At 65.9% G+C, this 21,074-nt stretch carries 20 protein-coding genes; 10 read left to right on the forward strand and 10 right to left on the reverse strand.

The annotated features are described in order from the left end of the window. Positions 1-137: 137 nt before the first annotated feature. Entirely contained in the window at positions 138-1,568 is a 1,431-nt protein-coding gene (locus PY310_RS15135; protein ID WP_275215294.1) for an alkaline phosphatase PhoX, read from the forward strand. A gap of 62 nt (positions 1,569-1,630) precedes the next feature. Further along, a complete protein-coding gene (locus tag PY310_RS15140) occupies positions 1,631-3,307 on the forward strand; it encodes an FAD-binding dehydrogenase (protein WP_275215295.1) in 1,677 nt (558 codons plus the stop codon). On the opposite strand, the gene PY310_RS15145 is transcribed toward PY310_RS15140, so the two are convergent. Together PY310_RS15145 and PY310_RS15150 are read right to left on the reverse strand one after the other, a co-directional pair. Then, positions 3,304-3,816 carry a mycothiol transferase gene (locus PY310_RS15145; RefSeq protein WP_275215296.1) on the reverse strand — a complete coding sequence of 171 codons (513 nt, stop codon included), beginning with the start codon at positions 3,814-3,816 and terminating at the stop codon, positions 3,304-3,306. The two genes, PY310_RS15140 and PY310_RS15145, sit on opposite strands and share 4 nt — an antisense overlap. Positions 3,817-3,927: 111 nt before the next feature. Then, positions 3,928-4,308 (reverse strand): VOC family protein, encoded by a 381-nt coding sequence (locus PY310_RS15150; protein ID WP_275215297.1) that lies wholly within the window; start codon positions 4,306-4,308, stop codon positions 3,928-3,930. On the opposite strand from PY310_RS15150, the gene PY310_RS15155 reads away from it, so the two are divergent. After that, complete coding sequence (locus PY310_RS15155) at positions 4,286-4,438, forward strand: hypothetical protein (protein WP_275215322.1); 153 nt, start codon at positions 4,286-4,288, stop codon at positions 4,436-4,438. The two genes, PY310_RS15150 and PY310_RS15155, sit on opposite strands and share 23 nt — an antisense overlap. A 152-nt stretch (positions 4,439-4,590) precedes the next feature. Beyond that, on the forward strand, positions 4,591-4,902 hold the full coding sequence (locus PY310_RS15160; protein ID WP_275215298.1) for a hypothetical protein: 312 nt from the start codon (positions 4,591-4,593) through the stop codon (positions 4,900-4,902). Positions 4,903-4,921: 19 nt separating this feature from the next. Here the strand turns inward: PY310_RS15160 and PY310_RS15165 are convergent, their stop codons facing one another. Further along, on the reverse strand, positions 4,922-5,245 hold the full coding sequence (locus tag PY310_RS15165; RefSeq protein ID WP_275215299.1) for a hypothetical protein: 324 nt from the start codon (positions 5,243-5,245) through the stop codon (positions 4,922-4,924). A 95-nt stretch (positions 5,246-5,340) separates the two neighbouring features. Here PY310_RS15165 and PY310_RS15170 point away from each other — a divergent pair, with 95 nt between their 5' ends. Then, complete coding sequence (locus PY310_RS15170) at positions 5,341-5,838, forward strand: DinB family protein (RefSeq protein WP_275215300.1); 498 nt, start codon at positions 5,341-5,343, stop codon at positions 5,836-5,838. Positions 5,839-5,932: 94 nt separating this feature from the next. Here PY310_RS15170 and PY310_RS15175 read toward each other — a convergent pair whose 3' ends face one another. From PY310_RS15175 to PY310_RS15185, 3 genes are all read right to left on the reverse strand, one after another. Next, positions 5,933-6,400 carry an SRPBCC family protein gene (locus PY310_RS15175; RefSeq protein ID WP_275215301.1) on the reverse strand — a complete coding sequence of 156 codons (468 nt, stop codon included), beginning with the start codon at positions 6,398-6,400 and terminating at the stop codon, positions 5,933-5,935. A 42-nt stretch (positions 6,401-6,442) separates the two neighbouring features. Next, entirely contained in the window at positions 6,443-7,822 is a 1,380-nt protein-coding gene (locus PY310_RS15180) for an MFS transporter (protein ID WP_275215302.1), read from the reverse strand. A 79-nt stretch (positions 7,823-7,901) separates the two neighbouring features. After that, positions 7,902-8,249 (reverse strand): GNAT family N-acetyltransferase, encoded by a 348-nt coding sequence (locus PY310_RS15185; protein WP_275215303.1) that lies wholly within the window; start codon positions 8,247-8,249, stop codon positions 7,902-7,904. Positions 8,250-8,407: 158 nt separating this feature from the next. Here PY310_RS15185 and PY310_RS15190 point away from each other — a divergent pair, with 158 nt between their 5' ends. Together PY310_RS15190 and PY310_RS15195 are read left to right on the forward strand one after the other, a co-directional pair. Next, positions 8,408-9,382, forward strand: a complete 975-nt coding sequence (locus PY310_RS15190; RefSeq protein WP_275215304.1) for an aldo/keto reductase — start codon at positions 8,408-8,410, stop codon at positions 9,380-9,382. A 54-nt stretch (positions 9,383-9,436) separates the two neighbouring features. Continuing rightward, entirely contained in the window at positions 9,437-9,784 is a 348-nt protein-coding gene (locus tag PY310_RS15195) for a DUF6457 domain-containing protein (protein WP_275215305.1), read from the forward strand. Between the two features lie 98 nt (positions 9,785-9,882). On the opposite strand, the gene PY310_RS15200 is transcribed toward PY310_RS15195, so the two are convergent. Beyond that, positions 9,883-12,210, reverse strand: a complete 2,328-nt coding sequence (locus PY310_RS15200) for an FdhF/YdeP family oxidoreductase (protein ID WP_275215306.1) — start codon at positions 12,208-12,210, stop codon at positions 9,883-9,885. Positions 12,211-12,431: 221 nt separating this feature from the next. On the opposite strand from PY310_RS15200, the gene PY310_RS15205 reads away from it, so the two are divergent. The 3 genes from PY310_RS15205 to PY310_RS15215 all read left to right on the forward strand — a co-directional run bounded on the left by PY310_RS15205 (position 12,432) and on the right by PY310_RS15215 (position 16,674). Continuing rightward, positions 12,432-14,132, forward strand: a complete 1,701-nt coding sequence (locus PY310_RS15205) for a RecQ family ATP-dependent DNA helicase (protein WP_275215307.1) — start codon at positions 12,432-12,434, stop codon at positions 14,130-14,132. A 105-nt stretch (positions 14,133-14,237) separates the two neighbouring features. Beyond that, positions 14,238-15,089 carry a fumarylacetoacetate hydrolase family protein gene (locus tag PY310_RS15210; protein WP_275215308.1) on the forward strand — a complete coding sequence of 284 codons (852 nt, stop codon included), beginning with the start codon at positions 14,238-14,240 and terminating at the stop codon, positions 15,087-15,089. Positions 15,090-15,102: 13 nt separating this feature from the next. After that, positions 15,103-16,674 carry an FAD-dependent monooxygenase gene (locus PY310_RS15215; RefSeq protein ID WP_275215309.1) on the forward strand — a complete coding sequence of 524 codons (1,572 nt, stop codon included), beginning with the start codon at positions 15,103-15,105 and terminating at the stop codon, positions 16,672-16,674. 177 nt (positions 16,675-16,851) lie between these two features. Here PY310_RS15215 and PY310_RS15220 read toward each other — a convergent pair whose 3' ends face one another. The 3 genes from PY310_RS15220 to PY310_RS15230 are packed head-to-tail and all read right to left on the reverse strand — an operon-like array spanning position 16,852 to position 21,002. Further along, positions 16,852-18,003, reverse strand: coding sequence for a flavin reductase (locus PY310_RS15220; protein ID WP_275215310.1), 1,152 nt, complete (start codon positions 18,001-18,003; stop codon positions 16,852-16,854). 16 nt (positions 18,004-18,019) lie between these two features. Then, positions 18,020-19,453, reverse strand: coding sequence for an MmgE/PrpD family protein (locus tag PY310_RS15225; protein ID WP_275215311.1), 1,434 nt, complete (start codon positions 19,451-19,453; stop codon positions 18,020-18,022). 7 nt (positions 19,454-19,460) lie between these two features. Then, entirely contained in the window at positions 19,461-21,002 is a 1,542-nt protein-coding gene (locus PY310_RS15230; protein ID WP_275215312.1) for a 4-hydroxyphenylacetate 3-hydroxylase N-terminal domain-containing protein, read from the reverse strand. Positions 21,003-21,074: the final 72 nt, after the last annotated feature.

Raw genomic sequence — 21,074 nt, forward strand, 5'->3', positions numbered from 1 at the left:
AACCAGCTTTGCCTATCCGTGAGTGACGCCGGCGCCAAACAAGATGGTCTCCCCTTCATTCTCCTGTTTCCCTCTGTTCACACGCGGGGGGCAGTCTAGGCGTAGTCCCAACGCCCCTTCACCCCCAGGAGAACGCCATGCCCAATCCCGTATCCCGCCGCAGCTTCCTCGGCGCCGGTGCAAGCGCCACTGCCCTGGGCTTCGCCTTCGCCGGCGCCGGCAGCCTTGCCCCCTTCACCCGCCCCGCCAACGCGGCCACCCGCAACGCCCTCGGCTACGGGACGCTGGTTCCGGACCCGAAGGGAATCCTCGCGCTGCCCGAAGGCTTCTCCTACAAGCTGCTGGCTCGCTCCGGGCAGACTCCCACCGCGGACGGCGCCCACCCGTCGGACCCGGACGGCATCGGCGTCTTCGACGGCTCCAACGGCGGCTCCGTGTTGATCGTCAACCACGAGAACAGCGGCTCGGAGCCCTTCCCGGTTCCCGTCGTGGAGGGCATCACCTACGATCCGGGTGCAAAGGGCGGCACCTCCACCATCGTGGTGGACGCCGCCGGTAACCGGGTAAGCCAGTACACGTCCGTGGCGGGCACCAACAACAACTGCGCCGGCGGTATCTCGCCCTGGGGCACGTGGCTGACGTGCGAGGAGACCGAAGCCCGGGCAGGGTCCGGCACCAACACCAAGGACCACGGCTACGTCTTTGAGGTCGACCCCGCCAGCCGCGAGGCCAACGTCGGCTTCTCCGCCGTCCCCCTGAAGTTCCTGGGACGCTACTCGCACGAGGCCGTCGCCGTGGACCCCGCCACCACCCAGATCTACCTCACCGAGGACGCGGGCAACCCCAACGGCCTCTACCTCCGCTGGACCCCGCCGGCCGGTTTCACCCCCGGCAAGGGCAAGTTCGTGGCCCTGGCACAGTCCGCCGGGGGCGACGTCGCCGGGCGGCTGCAGGCCATGAAGGCCTTCCGCGGATCCACCCATGTCAAGGACCTGACCGAGGCCACCACGGTGGGCACGCGTTACAAGGTCGAATGGGTGGATGTCCCGGACCGAGACGCCCGCACCACCTCAGTGCGCAAACAGTTCCCCAATGATGAGATCACCCGTTCCCGCAAGCTTGAGGGCCAGTGGTGGGGCGACGGCGGGGCGTACTTCGTCTCCAGCTTCGCCCGCACCACCGACGGTTCCGTCAATGAACACGACGGCCAGGTGTGGCACTACGACCCCGCCACGGAGACCATCACCCTGAGCACCATTTTCGGCGTCAACACGGACCCGGACCGCGACGGCGCCTTCGACGGCCCCGACAACATCACGGTGGCTCCCCAGGGCGGCCTGATCCTGGCTGAGGACGGCAACGGGGTCTCCCACCTTGTGGGCGTCACCGACCAAGGCATGTCCTACCCGCTGGCCCGGAACGAGTACAACGACTCCGAATTCTGCGGCCCGGCGTTCAGCAAGGACGGCAAGTGGCTCTTCGCCAACATCCAGTCCCCGGGTTTCACGCTGGCCATCACCGGGCCGTGGACCCGCCCGTCCAACGCCTCCACCACTGCAGCCGGGTAAATAGGCCGTAAGTTGGGGTCTGACAACCACTTGTCAGACCCCAACTACACGGGCAGGGCGGTATGGACGCAGACGTCATCACCATCGGCGGCGGCCTGGCCGGGCTGGCGGCCAGCAATGAACTGGTCAGGGCCGGTAAGCGCGTGGCCATCCTCGACCAGGAGAATGCGGCGAACCTGGGCGGACAGGCCTTCTGGTCCCTCGGCGGCCTCTTCCTGGTGGACACGCCCATGCAGCGCCGGCTTCGGGTGAAGGATTCCTTCGACCTGGCGTGGCAGGACTGGCAGGGCTCCGCGCAATGGGACAGGTTCGACGGCCAGCACCCCGAAGACGAATGGGCCCGGCAATGGGGACGCGCCTACGTTGAGTTCGCGGCCGGCGAGAAACGTGCCTGGCTGAGGGAGCAAGGCATCAGGTTCACCCCGCTGGTGGGCTGGGCCGAACGCGGCGACGGCCGGGCCGGCGGCCACGGCAACTCTGTACCCCGCTTCCACGTCCCGTGGGGAACCGGCACCGGAATCTCCGAACCGTTTGCGGACAAGGCCCGGGCGGCGGCCGCGGCGGGCAAGGTCCGGTTCCATTTCCGCCATCAGGTGGATGCGTTGATGTTCGACGGCGGTGCGGTCACCGGGGTGCGCGGCACCCTTTTGGCACCGGATTCCTCAGCCCGCGGGGTGGCCTCAAACCGGAACAAGGTGGGCGAGTTCGAACTGCGCGCGCAGGCCGTGATCATCGCCAGCGGAGGGATCGGCGGCAACCACGGCCAGGTGCGCACGTGGTGGCCGCAGCGGCTCGGTACCCCTCCGGAGAAGATGATCACCGGAGTTCCGCAGCATGTCGACGGGCGGATGCTGGACATCGCAGACCACGCCGGCGTCCGGCTGGTCAACCGCGACCGGATGTGGCACTACACCGAAGGAATCCAAAACTGGAACCCCGTCTGGCCGGACCACGCCATCCGGATCCTGCCCGGGCCCTCATCCCTGTGGTTCGACGCCCTGGGGCGCCGGCTTCCCGCTCCCGGGCTGCCGGGTTACGACACCCTTGGCACCCTGAAACTGCTGCGCACCACCCCGGACATCCGGCAGCACAGCCACTCGTGGTTCATCCTCAACCAGAAGATCATCGAGAAGGAGTTCGCCCTCTCCGGCTCTGAGCAGAACCCGGACATCACCAACAGGGACCTCAAGCTGCTGCTCCGGTCCCGGCTGGGGCGCGGCGCGGGGGCGCCGATCGAGGCGTTCAAGGAGCACGGAGAAGACTTTGTGGTCGCGGAGAACCTGGCCGACCTGGTGGCCGGGATGAACCGGCTGACGGACGAGCCCCTGTTGGACCACCAGCACCTTCTGCGCCAGATTGAGGAACGCGACGCCGAGATCCGCAACCCCTACTCCAAGGACGTCCAGGTGAGCGGCATCCACAACAGCCGCCGTTTCCTGGGCGACAGGGTGTTCCGGACGGTGAAGCCGCACCGGATCCTTGACCCGGCGGCGGGCCCGCTGATCGCTGTCAGGCTTCACGTTGTGACCCGGAAAACCCTGGGCGGCATCCAGACAGACCTCACCGGGCAGGCCTTCGCGCAGAACGGGCCCCGGATCCCGGGCCTCTACGCGGCCGGCGAGGCGGCAGGGTTCGGCGGCGGCGGCGCCCACGGCTACAACGCGCTGGAAGGAACGTTCCTGGGCGGGTGCCTCTTCACCGGCCGGACCGCGGGTCGCGCCCTTGCGGCCCGGCTCTAGTCGCTGCCCTGCGGTCCGAGCCCCTTCGCATAGGCTGCCTGCCCCACGTGCTGGAGGCAGTCGGCGATGGTGCTGACCAGCCGCACCCCCATGGTGACGGGCGGGTCCCAGCGCTTGTCAACCACGCGGTCGAGGGCATCGTCTGTGAGGGTCTGCACGAATGCCACCGTCTGCCGGTGAACGGCGTCGTAGTACTCCAGCAGCAGTTCGGGTGGGGCCTGCACGCTGTCCACCTGACTGCTGGAGTGGCCGTAACCGGTATCGCGCTCCGCCAGCGGGAGGCCGAAACGGCCGGCAAAGCCCTGTGACGTCCACACCTGGTCCAGCCCTGCGGCCGAGGCGACCTGGGCGTCCTCCACCCGGCTCAGGTGCCAGACCAGCCATGCGATCGAGTTCCCGGTCCCGGAAGGACGGCGGGCCAGGGCCGCGCGGTCGAGCCCCGCAAGTGTGGCCTCCACGGTCTCCCGGATCCGGCCAAAGGCATCAAGCAACAGTTCACTGGATTTCATCAGGTCCTCCCGGAGTAAACCTACTTCAGGATCGCCGCGCAGCGAAGGGTTCGTCGAACGGGCCGCGCCCTGCCTTCGCAGCAGGGGCGGCCCGTTCGTCCTTAGCGTTGACTAACCGCGCTGGGTGAGGACGAGGATGTTTCCTTCACTGTCCAGGAACCAGGCGGACTTGCCCCAGTCGTTGGTGGCGACGCCGTTCTCCGTCTTCAACCCGGGCATGTCGTAGTCCTCGAAGACGACCCCGCGGCCCCGCAGGTCTTCCATCTCCCGTTCCAGATTGTCTGTTTCCCAGCCCATCTGGGTGTTCTTGGCCGACCCTGCGTTATCCGTCTGGTAAACGAGGAAGCTGGTGCCGTTGCCGCACCTGTACAACGCGCTGTCCTCCTCGACGGCCTCAGTTGATTCGAGCCCCAGCTTGTCGCGATAAAATTCCTTCGCTCTGCTGATGTCCTTCGCCGGAAGGACAGCCATGATCGTCGAATCCTTGAGCATGATGATTCCTTTGTGCCTCTTCGCGTTGGTGGCGGTGCTCTCCCCCGGTAGCGGGTCCCGCAGCGTCTTCGCCTGGGGCCGCGTGGCCATCCGTTGCGCCGGGTTCCGGGACGGCCACCTGGGACTCTGACGCCCCGCCAGCCATCTTCGGCGCGAGGGTCCCCGAAGCTTATGTGGCCATTATCGGACGAACCGGGACAGACCGACATACCCTATTTGAACCCAGCCCCCGTTGGCTTGAAGATGTGGAGCGGAGCGGGGGCGCCACGGGATAATGGATCCATGAGCAACCAGGACCCGGACCTCTGGGAGGAATTCGACAAGGTCAAGGCCGCCCGCCCGGACCGCGTGGCCGGCCGCCCGGGTGGTGAACCTGTGGGCTTTGGGTTCAGCACCGGTGTGCGCAGTGCGAAGGTCGCCCTCGGCTTCGCGGTCTATGCCCTGGCGCTTGGAACCACGCTGGTGATCACCGGAGCCGTCGTCTTCATCGCCCAGCACCAGTGGCTGCTGCTGGCGCTGATGGTGCTCATCGAGGCCGTGTTCGTCTACGGATTCGTCCGGCTGGCCCGCCAGGCGCGCAACCGGCGCTCCTAGCGGCCGGTCACCGAGGCGGCTAGGACCTTGCGGCGCGGATCGCCCCGCGGACCGCGGCGCCCAGAACGGCGATCAGCGGAACCAGGCAGACCAACGTGACAACCGTGTTGGGCCGGAATTCTGCCCGGCCGCCGGCGTTCCCGTAGACGCCCAGAGGCAGCACCATCCCGCCGCCGCCTCCGCCGGAGGCGCCATCCCCCGCCTCGCCTCCGCCGCCGAATCCGAAGGACACCAGCGCCACGGGGACGATTTCTTCCCCGCCCACGGTGACCGGCTCGCCGTATGCCTTGGTCACGCCAACATTCTTGAAGGTGTCCACAAAGGACGCAAAGGAATTAGACATGGCTCCACCATAGGTGCGCGGCACCCTGACCGCCATGGGGCGAGCGCCCGACGTCGGCCGTTGCCTCTGCGCCCTGGCCTTGCGATACTGCGTGGATGCCTGCGCCCCACACCGCTTTCGCCGAGAACGCCATCCGCCAGTCCCCGCGTGCCCAGTTTGAGGCATTCCTCGATGACCACCGCAATATGCTCACGAACTGCCTGAACGGGCTGACCGAGGAGCAGGCACGCCGGTCCCTGGTGGCGTCCCGCACGACGCTCCTCGGCCTGGTCAAGCACGCGGCCTTCGTGGAAAAGGTGTGGTTCGACGAGGCCGTCACCTGCCGGTCCCGCGCCGAGATCGGCATCCCGGCGGGCCCGGATGAGTCGTTCATCCTCACAGAGCAGGACACCATTGCCAGTGTCCAGCAGGCACACCACGACGCGTGTGCGGCCGCACGGGACGCGACGGCCTCGTTGGCTCTCGACGATATGCTCCACGGGAACCGCCGCGGCCCGCTCCCCCTGCACTGGGTCTACCTGCACGTGCTGCGCGAACTCGCCCAGCACTGCGGGCATGCCGATATCCTGCGGGAGCAGATCCTCGCCGGCTAGGACCGCGAACCGCGCGTCCCGGGGTCAGGGTCCCGGGGTCAGGGTCCCGGGGTCAGGGTCTCCGTGTCAGGGTCCCGGGGTCAGGGTCCCGGGGTCAGGCCTTCTTGGCGGTGGCGGCAGCCGACAGAGCGGCCAGCCCGCGCTCGAAGTCGCCGCCCACCATCTTGTCCATGTTCACCACCAGCGCGAAAACCTTGGCCAGCCCCTTGTTCTCGCCGGTCATCCGCCACGTGACCCGGGTGCCGCCGTCGGCAGGTGTGAACGTAAACGAGGTGGGGTTCACGGCCTTGAACGGCTTGGTGAATTCGAGCCGAACCTTGATGCTTCCGGGAAAGTCGGACTCGACGATCTCCATGTTTCCGCTGCCGGCCTTCCGGTTGCCGCTCCAGGCGTAGCGGGCCCCGACCCCGGCATCGTTGCCGGAGTACGAACGGTCCATTTCCGGATCGACGGCCTCCCATGGGGACCATTTCGTCCACTCAAGAAAGCTGTTGACCAGGGGAAAGATTTCTTCCGGCGGGGCAGGAATGAAGGCGCTGCGGCTGACTTCGTAGGATGACATGCGGCCATCATAAGCGGCAAAGGCGGTGAATTCCCGGACCAGTCAGTCTCTGCGTTCCCGCCACAGCAACGTCACGCCGAACGCCGCCGCCGTGACGATCAGCATGGTCAGTGTCATCAGCCCCCAGCTCTCCTGGTCCACACCGTCCGCCGCAAACACGCCAATCAGGACAGTGGCGGTGATGGCCCCCAGGTAGCGGCACGTTTGGAAGATCCCGGCGGCGACGCCGCGTTCCTGCGGCCGGGTGGAGACGAACATGCCCTGGTTCGAGGCGATGCTCACCGCTCCGAAGGGAACGCCCATGAGGGCTGTCAGTGCCAGCACCAGCGGTATGGCCAGGGACTGGGTAAGGAGCCACATCAGCGCGGCCACCGCAGCGAGCAGCACGACGCCGGAAATCAGCACCCGCCGCACACCGAACTTTCCCATCGCCCGGACTGCCCACGGCGTGGCCACCACGGAGGCGGCGGCGAGCGGCAGCATCAGCAGCCCCACCAGGCCGGGTTCGTAGCCGCCGGACTCCTGCAGCAGCTGGGGCAGCCCGAAAAACGCGAAGTAATAGACGCTGTTGAATAAGGCGAAGCCCACGTACACCAGCATCAGCGGCCGGTTCCTGCCCAGGAGCCGCAGGTCCAGGAACGGCGGCCTGAAACGCAGTTCGCGCCAGGCAAACAGCGCCGCCGTCACGGTGCCGGCGCCCAGCAGCAGCCACCTGTACCCCGGGGCTACATCAAGCAGCGCCATCATCACCAGCAGCAGGGAACTGACAAACCCCAGAATGCCCGGGATATCCGAATCCCGCACCAGCTCGGCAAAGCTTCCCCGCTCCCTCGCCGCATCAGCGGGGGCCGCCCGCCTGACGATCAGCATGGCCGCCAACGCCAGCGGAACGTTGATGAGGAACAGCGCCTCCCAGCCGACAAAGCCCACCAGCAGGCCTCCAATGACCGGGCCTACAGCCGCTGCGGACGTATTGGCCATCTGGATGTACCCCAGGGGCCTGGACGATCTTTGGCCGGCCTGCTGGGGACCGCCGGTTTGATGGACCATGACGCCCACCATCACCACCGCACTGGGGTAGGCGGCGGCGGTACCCAATGCCATCACCGCCCGGGCCACACAGAGCAGCGCGAAGTTCGGCGACAAGGGCGCCAGGGCGCACGTCACGGCCACCAGGGCCATGCCGAGCGTAAACATCCGGCGTGGACCGAACCTGTCCGCAAGCCTGCCCATCAGCGGCTGGCCGGCGGCGGAGCTGAGGTAGAACGAGGTGATGACCCAGGTGACCGTGGCCACGTCGAGGCCAAAATCCGCGCGCAGCACAACCAGCGCCACGGCGATCATGGACGAATTCAGCGGGTTCAGCGCCGTGCCCAGGCTAAGGCCGGCGACGGCCAGCCTGCTCCGGGGTTGGTTGCTCACGGAAACAGTCTGCTCTACCGGCCGTTGCAAGCGCGATTTGATGACACGATCTTCAGCCGCGCCGGAGCCGGGACGAAGGTCAGGCCCGCGCCGCCAGCGCTTTGTCCAGGAACTGCAGGTGCGCGGGCGTAACGGCCACGGTGCTTGCCTCATATTCCGGGTGTTTGCTGACGTAGCTCTTGATAAACGGGCAGACCGGGACAATCCGCAGGCCAGCGGCAACCGTCTCGTCGAGTGCTACTTTGGCCAGCCTGCCTGCCAATCCCTGCCCCGCATGTCCTTCATTGATCACCGTGTGATAGAAAATCCGCTCCGCCGTGCCATCGGCGTCGTACGCCTTATACCAAGCTTTCCCGACCACTTTTCCAGCATCCAAAACCTCGAACCGCTCGCGGTCCGGATTGTTGCCGATGGTGATGGCGCCCAAGGGAATCCTCCTTCGTTAAGGGTTTCCCCCACCCTAACGCGCCTGCACAAACCTGTTGTGACACCTGACACAACGTGCCTATAGTGACGTACGGTGCACCATCCGGCCTGCGGAAAAAGGCAGGCCGTCGAGCCAGTTCCGCCACAAAGGAGAACCGCATGGAAAACCGCACGCTTGGACCACTCACCGTTTCGGCCCTGGGCCTGGGCTGCATGGGCATGAGCGAGTTCTACGGGACCGGTGATGAGCAGGAATCGATCGCAACCATCCACGCGTTCCTCGACGCCGGGGGCAGCTTGCTGGACACCGCGGACATGTACGGCCCCTTCACGAATGAAGAACTGGTGGGCCGTGCCATCGCCGGGCGGCGCACCGACGTTGTCCTGGCCACCAAGTTCGGCAACGAACGCCGCGAGGACGGATCCTGGGTGGGCATTAACGGCCATCCCGACTATGTCCGCGCCGCCTGCGACGCCAGCCTCCGACGGCTCGGGGTTGACCACATCGATCTGTACTACCAGCACCGGGTGGATAAAACCGTGCCCATCGAGGACACCGTGGGGGCCATGGCCGGGCTGGTGGAGGCAGGGAAGGTCCGCCATCTGGGCCTGTCCGAGGCGTCCGCGGAAACCATCCGCCGGGCCCACGCCGTGCATCCGATCACCGCACTGCAGACCGAGTACTCCCTGTGGGAACGCGAACCCGAAACAAAAGTTTTTCCGGTGCTTGAAGAACTGGGGATCGGTTTTGTGCCCTACAGTCCGCTGGGCCGCGGCTTCCTGACGGGCCAGATCCGCTCGGCTGACGACTTTGCCCCCGATGACTTCCGGCAGCACTCGCCCCGGTTCCAAGGCGAGAACCTTGCCCGCAACCTGGAAATCGTGGACCGGGTGAAGGAAATGGCCGAACAGAAGAAATGCACCCCCGCCCAGCTCGCCCTCGCCTGGCTCCTGGCTCAGGGCCCGCACATTGTGCCGATCCCCGGCACCAAGAAGCGCGAACGCCTCACCGAGAACCTGGGCGCAGTGGACGTCGAGCTTACCGCGGACGACCTGCAGCACCTGGACGAACTGGCTCCCGCCGGGGTTGCCGCAGGTGAACGCTATCCCAACATGTCCACCATCGACACGTGAGGGCCCCCAAGTCCTGCCTGTTCCACTAATCCGCCCCGCCCCGAAGGAGACACCATGGCCCCGAACGACGCCGACGAAGCCAAAATCCTGGATCAGTGGACCCACAAACTGACCCAGGCACTGCAAATACTCGACCTGAAGCTGGACCAGGAACTGGTCCTGGAACTTGCCCGTAAATCCGCGGATTCCGTGACGCACGCGGCAGCCCCGATTACCGCCTTCCTGGTGGGCTACGCCGCAGCGCTCGAGGCCGGCACCGGCAGCGCGGGTTCCAAGGCAGCCTCGACGGCGTCCATCACCAAAGCCGCCGACGTCGCGTTCCGGCTCTGCGAGGACGCCCTCCAGCAGGAGCATCCCCACCCCGAGCCCGGCGCGAAAGGCTGGACGCACAGCGCCCAATAGCCCGCGCGGCACCCGCCAGCGGTTCCCGCCTGCGCGCAGCAGGCACCGCGCGCCGGCGGGTGCCGTTTAGGCAGCGCCGTTCAGGCAGCGCCCTTTTGTCAGCCGGCGGCCACGTTCGCCGGAGCATGCGCCTTAGCCGGCTCCAGCCGGACGATCACGGCCTTGGAGACCGGTGTCTGGCTGCCTTCAGCCACACTGTCCAGCGGAACCAGGACGTTGGCCTCCGGATAATACGCGGCCGCACAGCCCGCGGCGGTGGGGTACGAAACCACCCGGTAGTTGCGCAGGACACGTTCCAGGTTGTCCTGGTACACGCCGTGAATGTCCACGTGCTGCCCGTCGCTGAGGCCAAGGGCTGCCAGGTCCTCGGGGCTGACAAACACCACTTCACGGCCCTTCTTGATGCCTCGGTAGCGGTCGTTGTTTCCGTAGATGGTGGTGTTGAACTGATCGTGCGAACGCATGCTTTGCAGGATCAGCGTGCCCGCCGGCCGTTCGACGTGTTCGAGCTGGTTGACGGTGAGCATCGCCTTCCCCGTGGGGGTGTCGAACTTGCGCGAGTCCCGGGGGCCGTTCGGCAGCACAAAGCCGCCCTTGTGCCGGATCTTTCCGTTGTAGTCCTCACAGCCCGGAACCACCCGGGAGATGTGGTCGCGGATAAGGTCATAGTTCTTCTCGAACCCGGCCCAGTCAGCGTTGACCCTGTCACCCACCACTTTCTGCGCGAGCCTGCTCAGGATGGCAATCTCGGACAGCAGCCCGGGCGCCACCGGCGGGACCACGCCGTGCGAGGCGTGGACTGCGGAAACCGTGTCCTCCACGGAGACAAACTGCGGCCCGGATTCCTGCAGGTCAATCTCGGTGCGGCCCATGGTGGGCAGGATCAGCGCTTCAGCCCCGGTCACGGTGTGCGAGCGGTTGAGCTTGGTGGAAATCTGGACTGACATTTCCGTGTTTTCCATTGCCGAGATGGCCGCCTGGGTGTCCGAAATGGCTCCCACGAAGTTGCCGCCCATTCCCACGAAAACCTTGATCCCGCCGTCGCGCATCCGCCGGATGGTTTCCACGGAATCCGCGCCGTGTTCACGCGGCGGGTCAAAGCTGAATTCCTTGCCCAGGGCCTCCAGGAACGACGGCGGCATCTGCTCCCAGATGCCCATGGTCCGGTCTCCCTGCACGTTGCTGTGCCCGCGGATGGGTGAGGCGCCGGCGCCCGGCTTGCCGATGTTGCCCCGCAGCAGCAGGAGATTGATGATCTCCTTGATGGTGGCCACGCCCTTTTTGTGCTGGGTAATCCCCATGGCCCAGGTGACGATCACTTTCTCGGCCTTCAGGTAGCGGTCGGCCAGTTCGTCGATTTCCTCGGTCCGCAGCCCGGTGGCCTCCAGGACGGCTGCCTCGTCCAGTTCGGCGAGGTGCGCCTTCAGCTCCTCCAGCCCGTGGCAGTGTTCGGCGAGGAAGGCGTGGTCCAGCACCGTGCCGGGATTCCTGGCTTCGGCGTCGAGCACGCGTTTGGAGACGGCCTGGAGGAGGGCCATGTCCCCGCCGAGCCGGATCTGCAGGAACTGGTCCGCAATCTCGGTTCCGTGGCCGACGATGCCCTTGACCTTCTGCGGATTCTTGTAGCGCCGCAGCCCGGCCTCCGGCAGCGGGTTGATGGCCACGATCTGGCCGCCGGCCTCCTTGGCCTCTTCCAGGGCGGTCAGCATCCGCGGGTGGTTGGTGCCCGGGTTCTGGCCCATGATGATGATCAGGTCCGCCTTGGCGTAATCGTCATAGGAGACCGTGGCTTTACCGATGCCGATGGTCTGGCCCATGGCCCAGCCCGAGGACTCGTGGCACATGTTGGAGCAGTCCGGCAGGTTGTTGGTGCCGTAGGCGCGGACGAACAGCTGGTACAGGAACGCGGCCTCGTTGGAGGTCCTGCCGCTGGTGTAGAAGGTGGCCTGGTCCGGGCTGGGCAGGGACTTCAGCTTGTCCGCGAGAATGGTGAATGCCCGGTCCCAGCTGACCGGCCGGTAGTGGTCCTCGCCCGCCGGCTTGTGGACGGGGGTGGTGAGGCGCCCCTGCATTCCGAGCCAATATTCGGAGCGTTCCCGGAGTTCGCTTACCGGGTGTTCGGTCCAGAATTCAGGGCCGACCAGCACGGGCGTGGCCTCCCACGTCACTGCCTTGGCACCGTTTTCGCAGAACTCAAAGGTCTTGCGGTGGTCCGGGTCAGGCCACGCGCAGCTCATGCAGTCGAAGCCGTCCTTTTGGTTCATCGCCAGCAGGGTTTTCCCGGCCCGGCCCGCGCCCATGTGCGTGATGGCCGGCTCCATGGAGTGGTAGACGCCGGGCACGCCGGCGGCCCAGGTCTTGGGGTGACCGGTGACCTCGATATCAGCTTCGTTGACCTCTTCGACCTTCGGATTTTTGCGCGCCACGCTGCACTCTCCTTCTCACAGACACCGTTACCACGGAAATATTCGGAATGGTACGGGTTCTTCCACACTTGTTCAGGGGGCCCAGGAAGTCAAGGAAAACCGCCCGCGGTGCAGGCGTGTTCTGCCAATAAGCGGACGACGGCGGGAGGCCACCTCGCGTAGGCTGGTCACCACGGCTGAAGCAGGCGGCCGCAGGACCCACCACCCCCGGAGCTGCCTTAATGCCCGAGAAACCTGCGCTGAGCGCCCTCGCCTCCTCCGTTTTCGCCCTCCCGGCGCTGCGCGACGGCCAGCTCGCCGGCATGTCAGCCCTGGCGGAAGGGCGTGACGTCCTCGCCGTGATGCCCACCGGCTACGGCAAGTCCGCGATCTACCAGGTCGCGGCCGTTCACCTGCACCGGGAGACGGGGCACCCCGCCGTCGTGGTTTCACCCCTGATCGCCCTCCAGGAGGACCAGATCGCCGGGCTTAACGAGGCACTGGGCGAGGGGGCCGCCGTCGCCATCAACTCGGCCCACAGCGACGCGGAAGTGGAGGCCGCCTGGCAGAAGGTGGAGTCCGGAGCGGCGTCGTTTGTGTTCCTGGCGCCGGAGCAGCTGGCCAGGAAGAAAACCGTGGAGCGCATTGCCGCCGTCCGCCCGGCTCTCTTTGTGGTGGATGAAGCTCACTGCGTCTCCTCCTGGGGACACGATTTCCGGCCCGATTACCTCACCCTGGGCACCGTCAGGGAGCGCCTGGGCAACCCGCCCGTGGCAGCGCTGACCGCCACGGCGTCCCCTCCGGTCCGGGAGGAGATTGCGGACCGGCTGGGCATGAAGGAGCCGCTGGTGATCGTTCACGGGTTCGACCGGCCCAACATCACGCTCGACGTGATCCGGCATCATGAGGCGAAGGAGAAGCGCCGGGCGGTGGTGGAGCAGGTGGCTGGCTTCGTTCACGGAAACGGCTCCGGCCCGCGCCAGCACGGCCTCCTTTATGCGGCCACCCGCAAGGACACGGAGAAGTACGCCGCCAAACTCGCCGGCCGGCGGCTTCGCGCTGAGGCCTATCACGCCGGCCGCTCGGCCGCCGACCGCGAACGCGTCCTGGAACTCTTCATGGACGACCAGCTGGATGTGGTGGTGGCAACCACGGCATTCGGGATGGGCATCGACAAGCCCAACATCCGGTTCGTGATCCACGCCGATATTCCCGCATCGCTGGACGCCTATTACCAGGAGGTCGGCCGGGCCGGACGGGACGGTCAGCCGGCGTCGGCGGTGCTCCACTACCGGGCCGAGGATCTGGGATTGCGGAAGTTCTTCGGCACCCACCGCCCGGACCCGGAGGCCCTGCTGGCCGTGCTCAAGGTCCTGCGTTCAGCGGACGGGCCCGTCTATACGTCGTCCCTGGCGGAGCTGACCGGCTTCAAGCCGCGCCACCTGACTGGACTGCTGAACCAGTTGCAGGAAGCCGGGGCGGTGAGCTCAGGCAAGCGCGGCGTCCGGCTCAGCTCCAGGGCCAAGCCGTCCGCACTGGTCCAGCGCGCGGTGGAGCTGGCCGAAGCGCGGCAACGAGTGGACGAATCCCGCCTTCAGATGATGCGCGGCTATGCCGAAACGGACGGTTGCCGGCGGCAGTTCCTGCTGGGGTATTTCGGCGAGGACCTCCCGGAGCCGTGCGGCAACTGTGATTCCTGCGAGGAAGCCCGGCAGCTTGGCACGCCGCGGACTCATGCTGGAAAGGACGACGGCGGCGCAGCAGCGAAGGCAGCGGATGTTCCGTTCCCGGTCCAATCGCCGGTGACGCACAAGAAGTGGGGACCCGGGCTGGTGATGCGCTCTGAGGATGATGTGATCACGGTGCTGTTTGAGCGGGAAGGCTACAAGACGTTGTCGCGCACAGCGGTCTTGGAACATGGTCTTTTGAAGGCATCCGGATAATAATGCGCAAATAGGCGGATAATGCATTTTAGATTGACGGATGCATGATTTGGGACCTAGGCTGGAGGCGATCTGCACGGCAGCGTTGCCCCTGAAAGGACCCTCATGAAATACGCAAGTTTTCTCACACCCACCGGTTCCAGCACCTGGGGCGTCAGCATCGACGGCCAGGCCTTCGATCTCGGCCCCACCGGCCTGAACCTTGCACGGACACTGCGTTCCGCCGTCGAGCAGGGCATTTTCGGCGAGCTGCCCGCATCCTTCCGCACTGCCCCCACCTACGCGGAATCCGACATTGAATTCCTTCCGGCGATCACGGACCCGGGCAAGATCATCTGCATCGGCGTGAACTACCGCAGCCACCAGGAAGAATCCGGCAAAACGGAGCAAAAGGCGCCCACGGTCTTCACCCGCTTCGCCGACTCGCAGATGGGCCACCTCCAGGCCGCACAGATGCCGGCCACCACCACTAAGTTCGACTACGAGGGCGAAATGGCCCTCGTCATCGGCAAGGAAGCCTTCCATGTCTCCGAGGACGAGGCATTTGGCTGCGTCGCCGGGTACGCGGCCTACAACGACCTCAGCGTTAGGGACTGGCAGCTCGCCGCGTCCCAATGGATCCCCGGCAAGAACTTCCCTGGCACCGGCGGCTTCGGCCCGTACCTTGTCCCGGCTGCGGACCTGGGCGATGTCAACGAACTCACGCTCGAGACCCGCGTCAACGGAGAGACCCGCCAGAAGGCATCGGTGTCAGACCTCTACTTCACGATCCCGCAGCTGATCGCGTACGTCACCGGCTTCACCCGGCTCTCCCCCGGCGATGTCATCGTCACCGGGACGCCCGGCGGCGTCGGCCTGTTCATGCAGCCGTCCGGCCTGCTGTCCGAAGGTGACGTGGTGGAGGTTGAGATCACTGGCCTGGGCACGCTGCGGAACACCGTTGAGCTCGTCGCCTGACATGGACGCCATCATGCACACAGATGTGCTGGTCATTGGCGCCGGGCCGATCGGCCTTGCTATGGCAAACCTGCTGGCGGACCAGGACGTGGAAGTCATGCTGGTGGAACGCCACGGCGGCACCAGCGACGAGCCCCGGGCCATCAGCGTCACCGACGAAACCCTGCGTGTCATGCAGCAGATCGGCGTCATGGACGATTTGGCGCCGGAAATGCTCATGGACACGGGGGCTCGCTATTTCGGCCGCAGGGAACAGCTCCTCGCCGAGGTCCACCCCGCCAGTCCCCGTCTGGGCCAGCCGGGGAAATCCCAGTTTGACCAGCCGGTCATGGAAAAACTCCTGCTGGACGCTGCACAAAGCCGTCCGCTCATCGATGTCCGCTTCAACACAGAGGCCTTCCGGATCACCGATGCTCCCGGACATGTGGACACCGTATTGATCGACGACGGAGGCAGGCGCACCGTCCGCTCGAAATGGGTGGTGGCCTGCGACGGTGGCCGGAGTCCTGTCCGCTCCCAGCTGGGCCTGCCCATGGAAGGCTCAACCCAGGTGCAGAAGTGGATCGTGGTGGACATCGTCAACAGCCCGGGAGAACCGGAGCACTTCTCCGAATTCCACTGCAACGGGAAGCGTCCCGTTGTGGTGGTCCCCGGCGTTAAAGGCCGGCGCCGGTACGAGTTCATGCTCTTGCCCGGCGAGGATGCCGCGCAGGTCACAGCACCGGAGAGCATCATCAGGCTCATCCAGCCGTTCCAGCGCATTGTCCCCCAAGACATCCGCCGGGCCGCAGTCTATGTGGCTCACCAGCGGGTTGCCCTGAGCTACCGTGTGGGTCATGTGCTCCTTGCTGGCGATGCAGCGCACATGATGCCGCCGTTTGCAGGCCAGGCCTTGAACGCCGGAATCCGCGACGCCGCCAACCTGGCGTGGAAAGTGGCGGCGCACGTAAAGGGCGCGGGAACCAAATCCCTGGTGGACACGTACCAGACAGAACGCCGCCCGCACGCCGTGGACATGGTCCGCCTCTCCCACCGGATCGGCAAAGTGGTGATGAATACCAATCCGGCGCTCACCGCACTCCGCGATGCCGCCATCAACGCCCTGGGCGTAGTGCCGGCAGCCAAGGGGTGGCTTGCGGGGATGAAGTTCCTCAAACAGCCGCACTTTACCGATGGCTGCGTAGTACTTGCCGGACCGGACGTACCCAAAGCCGCAGCAGCCCTCATTGGCCGGTCTCTGTCCCAGCCGCAGGTGAACCCCGGCGATGCCGGGCCCACCGGCAACGTGCCGTTGGACACTGTGTTGGGCACCGGTTGGGCGCTGCTGAGTTTCCCGGCCGAAGCGGGGAATTCCAGAATGGAGATACAGCAGCTGGGAGCCGGTTCGGACGCGCCCGTGCGGGTCAACGATGCCACAGGGGCATTCACCGCCCTGATGGGCTCGGGCATCACCCTGGCGGTAAGGCCGGACCGTTACGTGGCCGCAGCAGCAATGCCGGGCCGCGTGGAGGCCGTGCTGAAGTCGCTGGAACGCTATGTACCGGATCTTTCTGCCCGTGCAGGTGTCCAGGTTCCCCGGCACTAAACCAAAATTCCCGAAGAGGGAGGAGCATGGCGGCCACACCGGCTGCCATGCTCCTTTTGCTTATCTCCCTGAAGGCCGTACGTTCACTGGAGACTCAAACCGATTTTTTCCGGCGACAGAAGAAGGCCCCAGTCCGGATGTCTCCGGACTGGGGCCTTCATGTCAGGCGCGAACCGGTTACACCATTCCTCCATGACGGGCGATGACGTCGCTGGCGAGTTCCTTGCCAAATTCTGTGTGCAGGCGCAGGGCTTCCGCTGCCCGTGCGTAGTCATGGTCCTTCAGCGCCGCCGTGAGCTCCACGATGTGGCTGTGGTCCATCTTCCGGGCCCACTCTTCGCTGTTGAGGGCCTCGCGCCACACCGTACCGATTCCCAGGCGTCGGAAAGCGTCCGTGAGCTGGGCCGAGCCCGCCACGCTCACCAGGCGGTTGTGGTACTTCGCGTTGGTTTTGAGGAACGTGTCAAGCGCCTCCTTGCCGCCCTGGCGCAGCAGTGCCAGCTCATCGGTGAGGTGACTGAGTTCCGCGATGTCCTCGTCCGAGAACTTGTCGAAATGGCTGGCCAGGACGCCCAGTTCAATGGTGAGGCGGCCGTCGTAGACACTGTCCGTGAGCTGGCGGGTGATGGGCGCCGGCAGGAATTCGCCCCGGTCCCCCCGGGTGACCAGTGACTCGGCCGTCAACTTCACGAGGGCATTGTGGACGTTTTGGGGATCGGACTTGGCCTGGGCCGCGATCTCCACCGGATCCAGCGCCTGGTTCAGCGGGGTGCGGCGGCCCAGGACCCAGTCGCGCACGGCGTCGTAGGCCGCGAGCTCCTTGACCCGTTCCAGCCGGCCGAAGGCGCCGCGGAAGTACGCCAATGGCTCCCCCGCAGTGGCCTTGGCGTCCGTGACCTCGCCGAGGAACACGGTGTGCGTGCCGCCGGTGGGCGTTTCCGCGACCCGGCAGACGATGGTGGCGAGCGCGCCGTCCAGCATGGGAACACCCTCCGCGGACAGGGTGACCGAGACGCCGTCGAACTTGTCTCCGCCCTTGCGGCCGAACTTCATGGCAAGATCGCTCTGGTCCTCGGCCAGGATGTTGATGCCGAACACTCCGGCCTTCAGCACGGCGTCGTGCGTGGAGCTGGAGCGGTTGAGGCAGGCGAGCATCATGGGCGGCTCCATGGACAGCGAGGACACGGCAGATGCGGTGGTGCCGTAGAGTTCGCCGTCAACAACCGTAGTGATCACGGTGACGCCGCTGGCGAAGTGGCCCACGACGTGGCGGAAAGCAGCGGGATCGACGGTGATCTCCGCGGTGGATACAACCTGTTCTGTGTTCATTTCATCCTCCTGGGATTTAGTGCTGAAGGTTGGGTGTGAAGAGTTTGATGAGGGGCGTCAGGCTGTCCAGCTCCTCTAAGCGCTGGATGAGCCGGACCGCTTCCTCGGCGTTCCTGCGTGAGGTCCTGCCGCCGAACTCGGCGTTGGCGAAGTACTTGTCCAGGATCTCCGCCTCGCTCATGGGGCTGGCGTAGATGTCCCCCCTGGGCACATCCGTCCGGGTCCTGAGCACGGAACCGTCCCGGAGCCGCAGCTCCACTTCCGCGGTGAGCGATTCCGTCGGCGGTAGCGAATCAACGAGCCGGATCTTGTCCAGCAGCCGCTGCAGCCGCGGATCCTGCATGTGCTCCAACGTAAGGTGTTCCGGCCGCACCGTCCTATACATCAGGGCGGTGGCGGCCGTGAACCGGATGCTGAACGCGCCCGACACCTCCGGACATTCCCCGATGACGAACGGCTGGCCCACGAAACCTTTCAGAGTCCGCGGTGTCACGTGGATGAGGATCTCCTCGATCTCGTCCTCGTTCAGCCTGTTCTCCGTGGCCAGCCGCACGCAAGCATCCAGTGAGGGGTGGCTGGCCCGGCAGGAAGCCCACGGCTTGATGACACAGTCTGCATAGAAGGCCTGGCCGAGCCGGCGGGTCACTTTCTCCGGCGCCGGTGAGGAGCAGTACATGTCCAGGAATCCGTGGCGGCCCGAGATGGCATCCTCCGGACCCGTGAACCCGGCGGACGCCAGCTCCGCCGATACAACGGAGTTGCGGGCGGCGAAGGCGATGGGCAGCTTAAACGCGAGGGTTTGATCGAAGATGTTAGCCACGGTTCCGGACAACTGGTTCACTGCGATTCCCAGCGCATTCCGGACCTGGCCAGCGTCCAGCCCCATCAGTTTGGCGGCCACGGCGGTGCCGCCGAGGCCGTTGACGGTGCCCGTATTGTCCTGGCCGCTATAGACGTCGAAGCCCGACGCCGCGGCCAGGCGCGAGGTGAGGTCGTCCCCCACAATCAGTGCCGTCAGCAGGTCCCGGCCAGAAGACCGCTGCTGCTCCGCGACGGCGAGCGCCACCGGAACGGTGGTCCCGCTGATATGGGCGGCGGACTGCGTGTGGTCCTCATATTCCGCGCCGATCGGCTCGAAGTCGTAGGACCGCATCATCACCGCATTGACCATGGCTGCGTTGTGGGCCGGCAGGCGGACACCGTGGACCAGCACGCTCGCTTCCTGGGCACCACCCCACCGGCGGGCAAGGTCCAGGACGGAGCGGTTGCCCTGGGCGCGGTGGCCTGCGGCGATGTTGCCCAGCGAGTCGATGATCCGGGTTTTGGCGCGGTCTACCGTGCCGGCGTCGAAGGCCTCGAAGCCGGTATCCGCGACATGCCGGGAGACGGTGCCTGTCATATTTTCCACACTGGCTTCGAGGGCGGCGGCCTCCGCTGTCTGCGCCGTCATGGCAGAACTAAACCCTTGCCTCAACAGCGACACGGTCTTTGGCGGAGGTGGCAGATCCGCCGTCCGGCTGTGCTGCACCGTTGGACGCAGCGGCCCGCGCCGCGACGCGCGGCCCGTCGATTTCCTCGAACATCGCTTTGTAGGCGCCGGTCTCCCCGGCGGCCTGGGCTTTGCGGTGGTCCAGGGCGCGGGCGCGGCCGATGCTGCCGAGGTAGAAGCGTTCGTAAAGCTCGATCCGGCTGCCCAATGCCGAGCCCGCAAAGTCCCAGGCGGTGCGCATAATGCGGGCGCGTTCCTGGGCGCTGATGCCGTTGGCGCCGGGCAGGTACTTCTTCAGCAACGGGCCCAGTCGCGGATCGTTGAAGGCGCCGCCCGTGGGGGTGGCCAACAGGTTGTGCGAGCCCATGGACTTGATGATTTCGTTGATGCGGATCATCCAGCCGGGCATGATGGCGCGCAGTGCGCTGATGTCGTCGTGGCAGAAAAACGCCCCGTCACCCCAGTCCGAGGCCCGCATTTCCGCGGAGTGGATGGCAGCCCGGGTGAGGCGCAGGTAGGTGTAGATCTCGCCGAGCATCGCACCGACGTCGGGCTTGTTCTCAGTGCCGGTCACCTTGGCGATCTGCGTGCAGAGATCGTAGGCGAACTCCAGCTTCACGGCCGCGCGGATGGCAGTCTGCTGCTGGGTGTTGCCGGAGGCAGTGCCGGCGTTGATGGCGTTGTAGACGTCCAGGTTGCCGTCGATGAACACTCGGTCCCACGGCACCAGCACGTCGTCGAAAATAATGACCGCGTCCTGCTCGTCAAAGCGCGCTGAAAACGGTTTGTCCGCAACGTCGGCGTCCACACCGTAGTGGTCCCGGCAGACGGCCACGACGCCGGGAGTGGACACCGGAATGGCGAAGGATATGGCGTATTCTTCGAAGCCCTTCTGGATGGGCACCGCGGGGTAGACGTAGAGCTCGTCCGCGATGGGGCCGAGGGTGGCCAGCATCTTGGCGCCCTTGACGATCAGGCCCTGCTCCGTCCGCTCGACCACCCGGAGGGTGAGTTCCTCGTTCATGCCCTGCAACTCGCCGACGCTCTTGTCGATTGCGGCGTGCACGATGGTGTGGGTCAACGCGAGGTCCTTTTCGACCACTTCCCGGTGGTAAGCCGCCAGTCGCTGGTGGTACACGGGATCTCCGGAGCGGTCGAAAATGTCCTGACGGGAGACATGGCCGGCCAGGACCACGTTGACGTAGTCCGGCGTGCGGCCCAGCATGCCGTTGGAGTAGCGGGCCAGCCGGTCGAAGGCGCGGTGACGCCGGGCAATGTCCTCGGCATTGCGCGGCAGCGAGAGGCTGACGTTCATGGACTCGCCCGTCTCCGGGTGGGTGGTCAGGCAGTCCGCCGCGTACTTGTGCTGGTAGTCGAAGTAGCCCGCCATACCTTCGACCGACCCCTTGAAGGCAGGGTGCTCGAGAACGGAGATCCTTTCCGAGCCCAGCCAGACTTCGCGGCCATCATCGAGGCCCTGCTTGTACTCTGCTCCGGTGCGTGCAGTCACTTTGAACTCCTTCTTGGCGGGCACCGGTCCTGGTGCCCCCGGGAAACTCTCACAACATTGTGAGATGAAAAT

This window comes from Pseudarthrobacter naphthalenicus (assembly GCF_029076445.1).
GTDB classification, from domain to species: Bacteria; Actinomycetota; Actinomycetes; order Actinomycetales; family Micrococcaceae; genus Arthrobacter; species Arthrobacter naphthalenicus.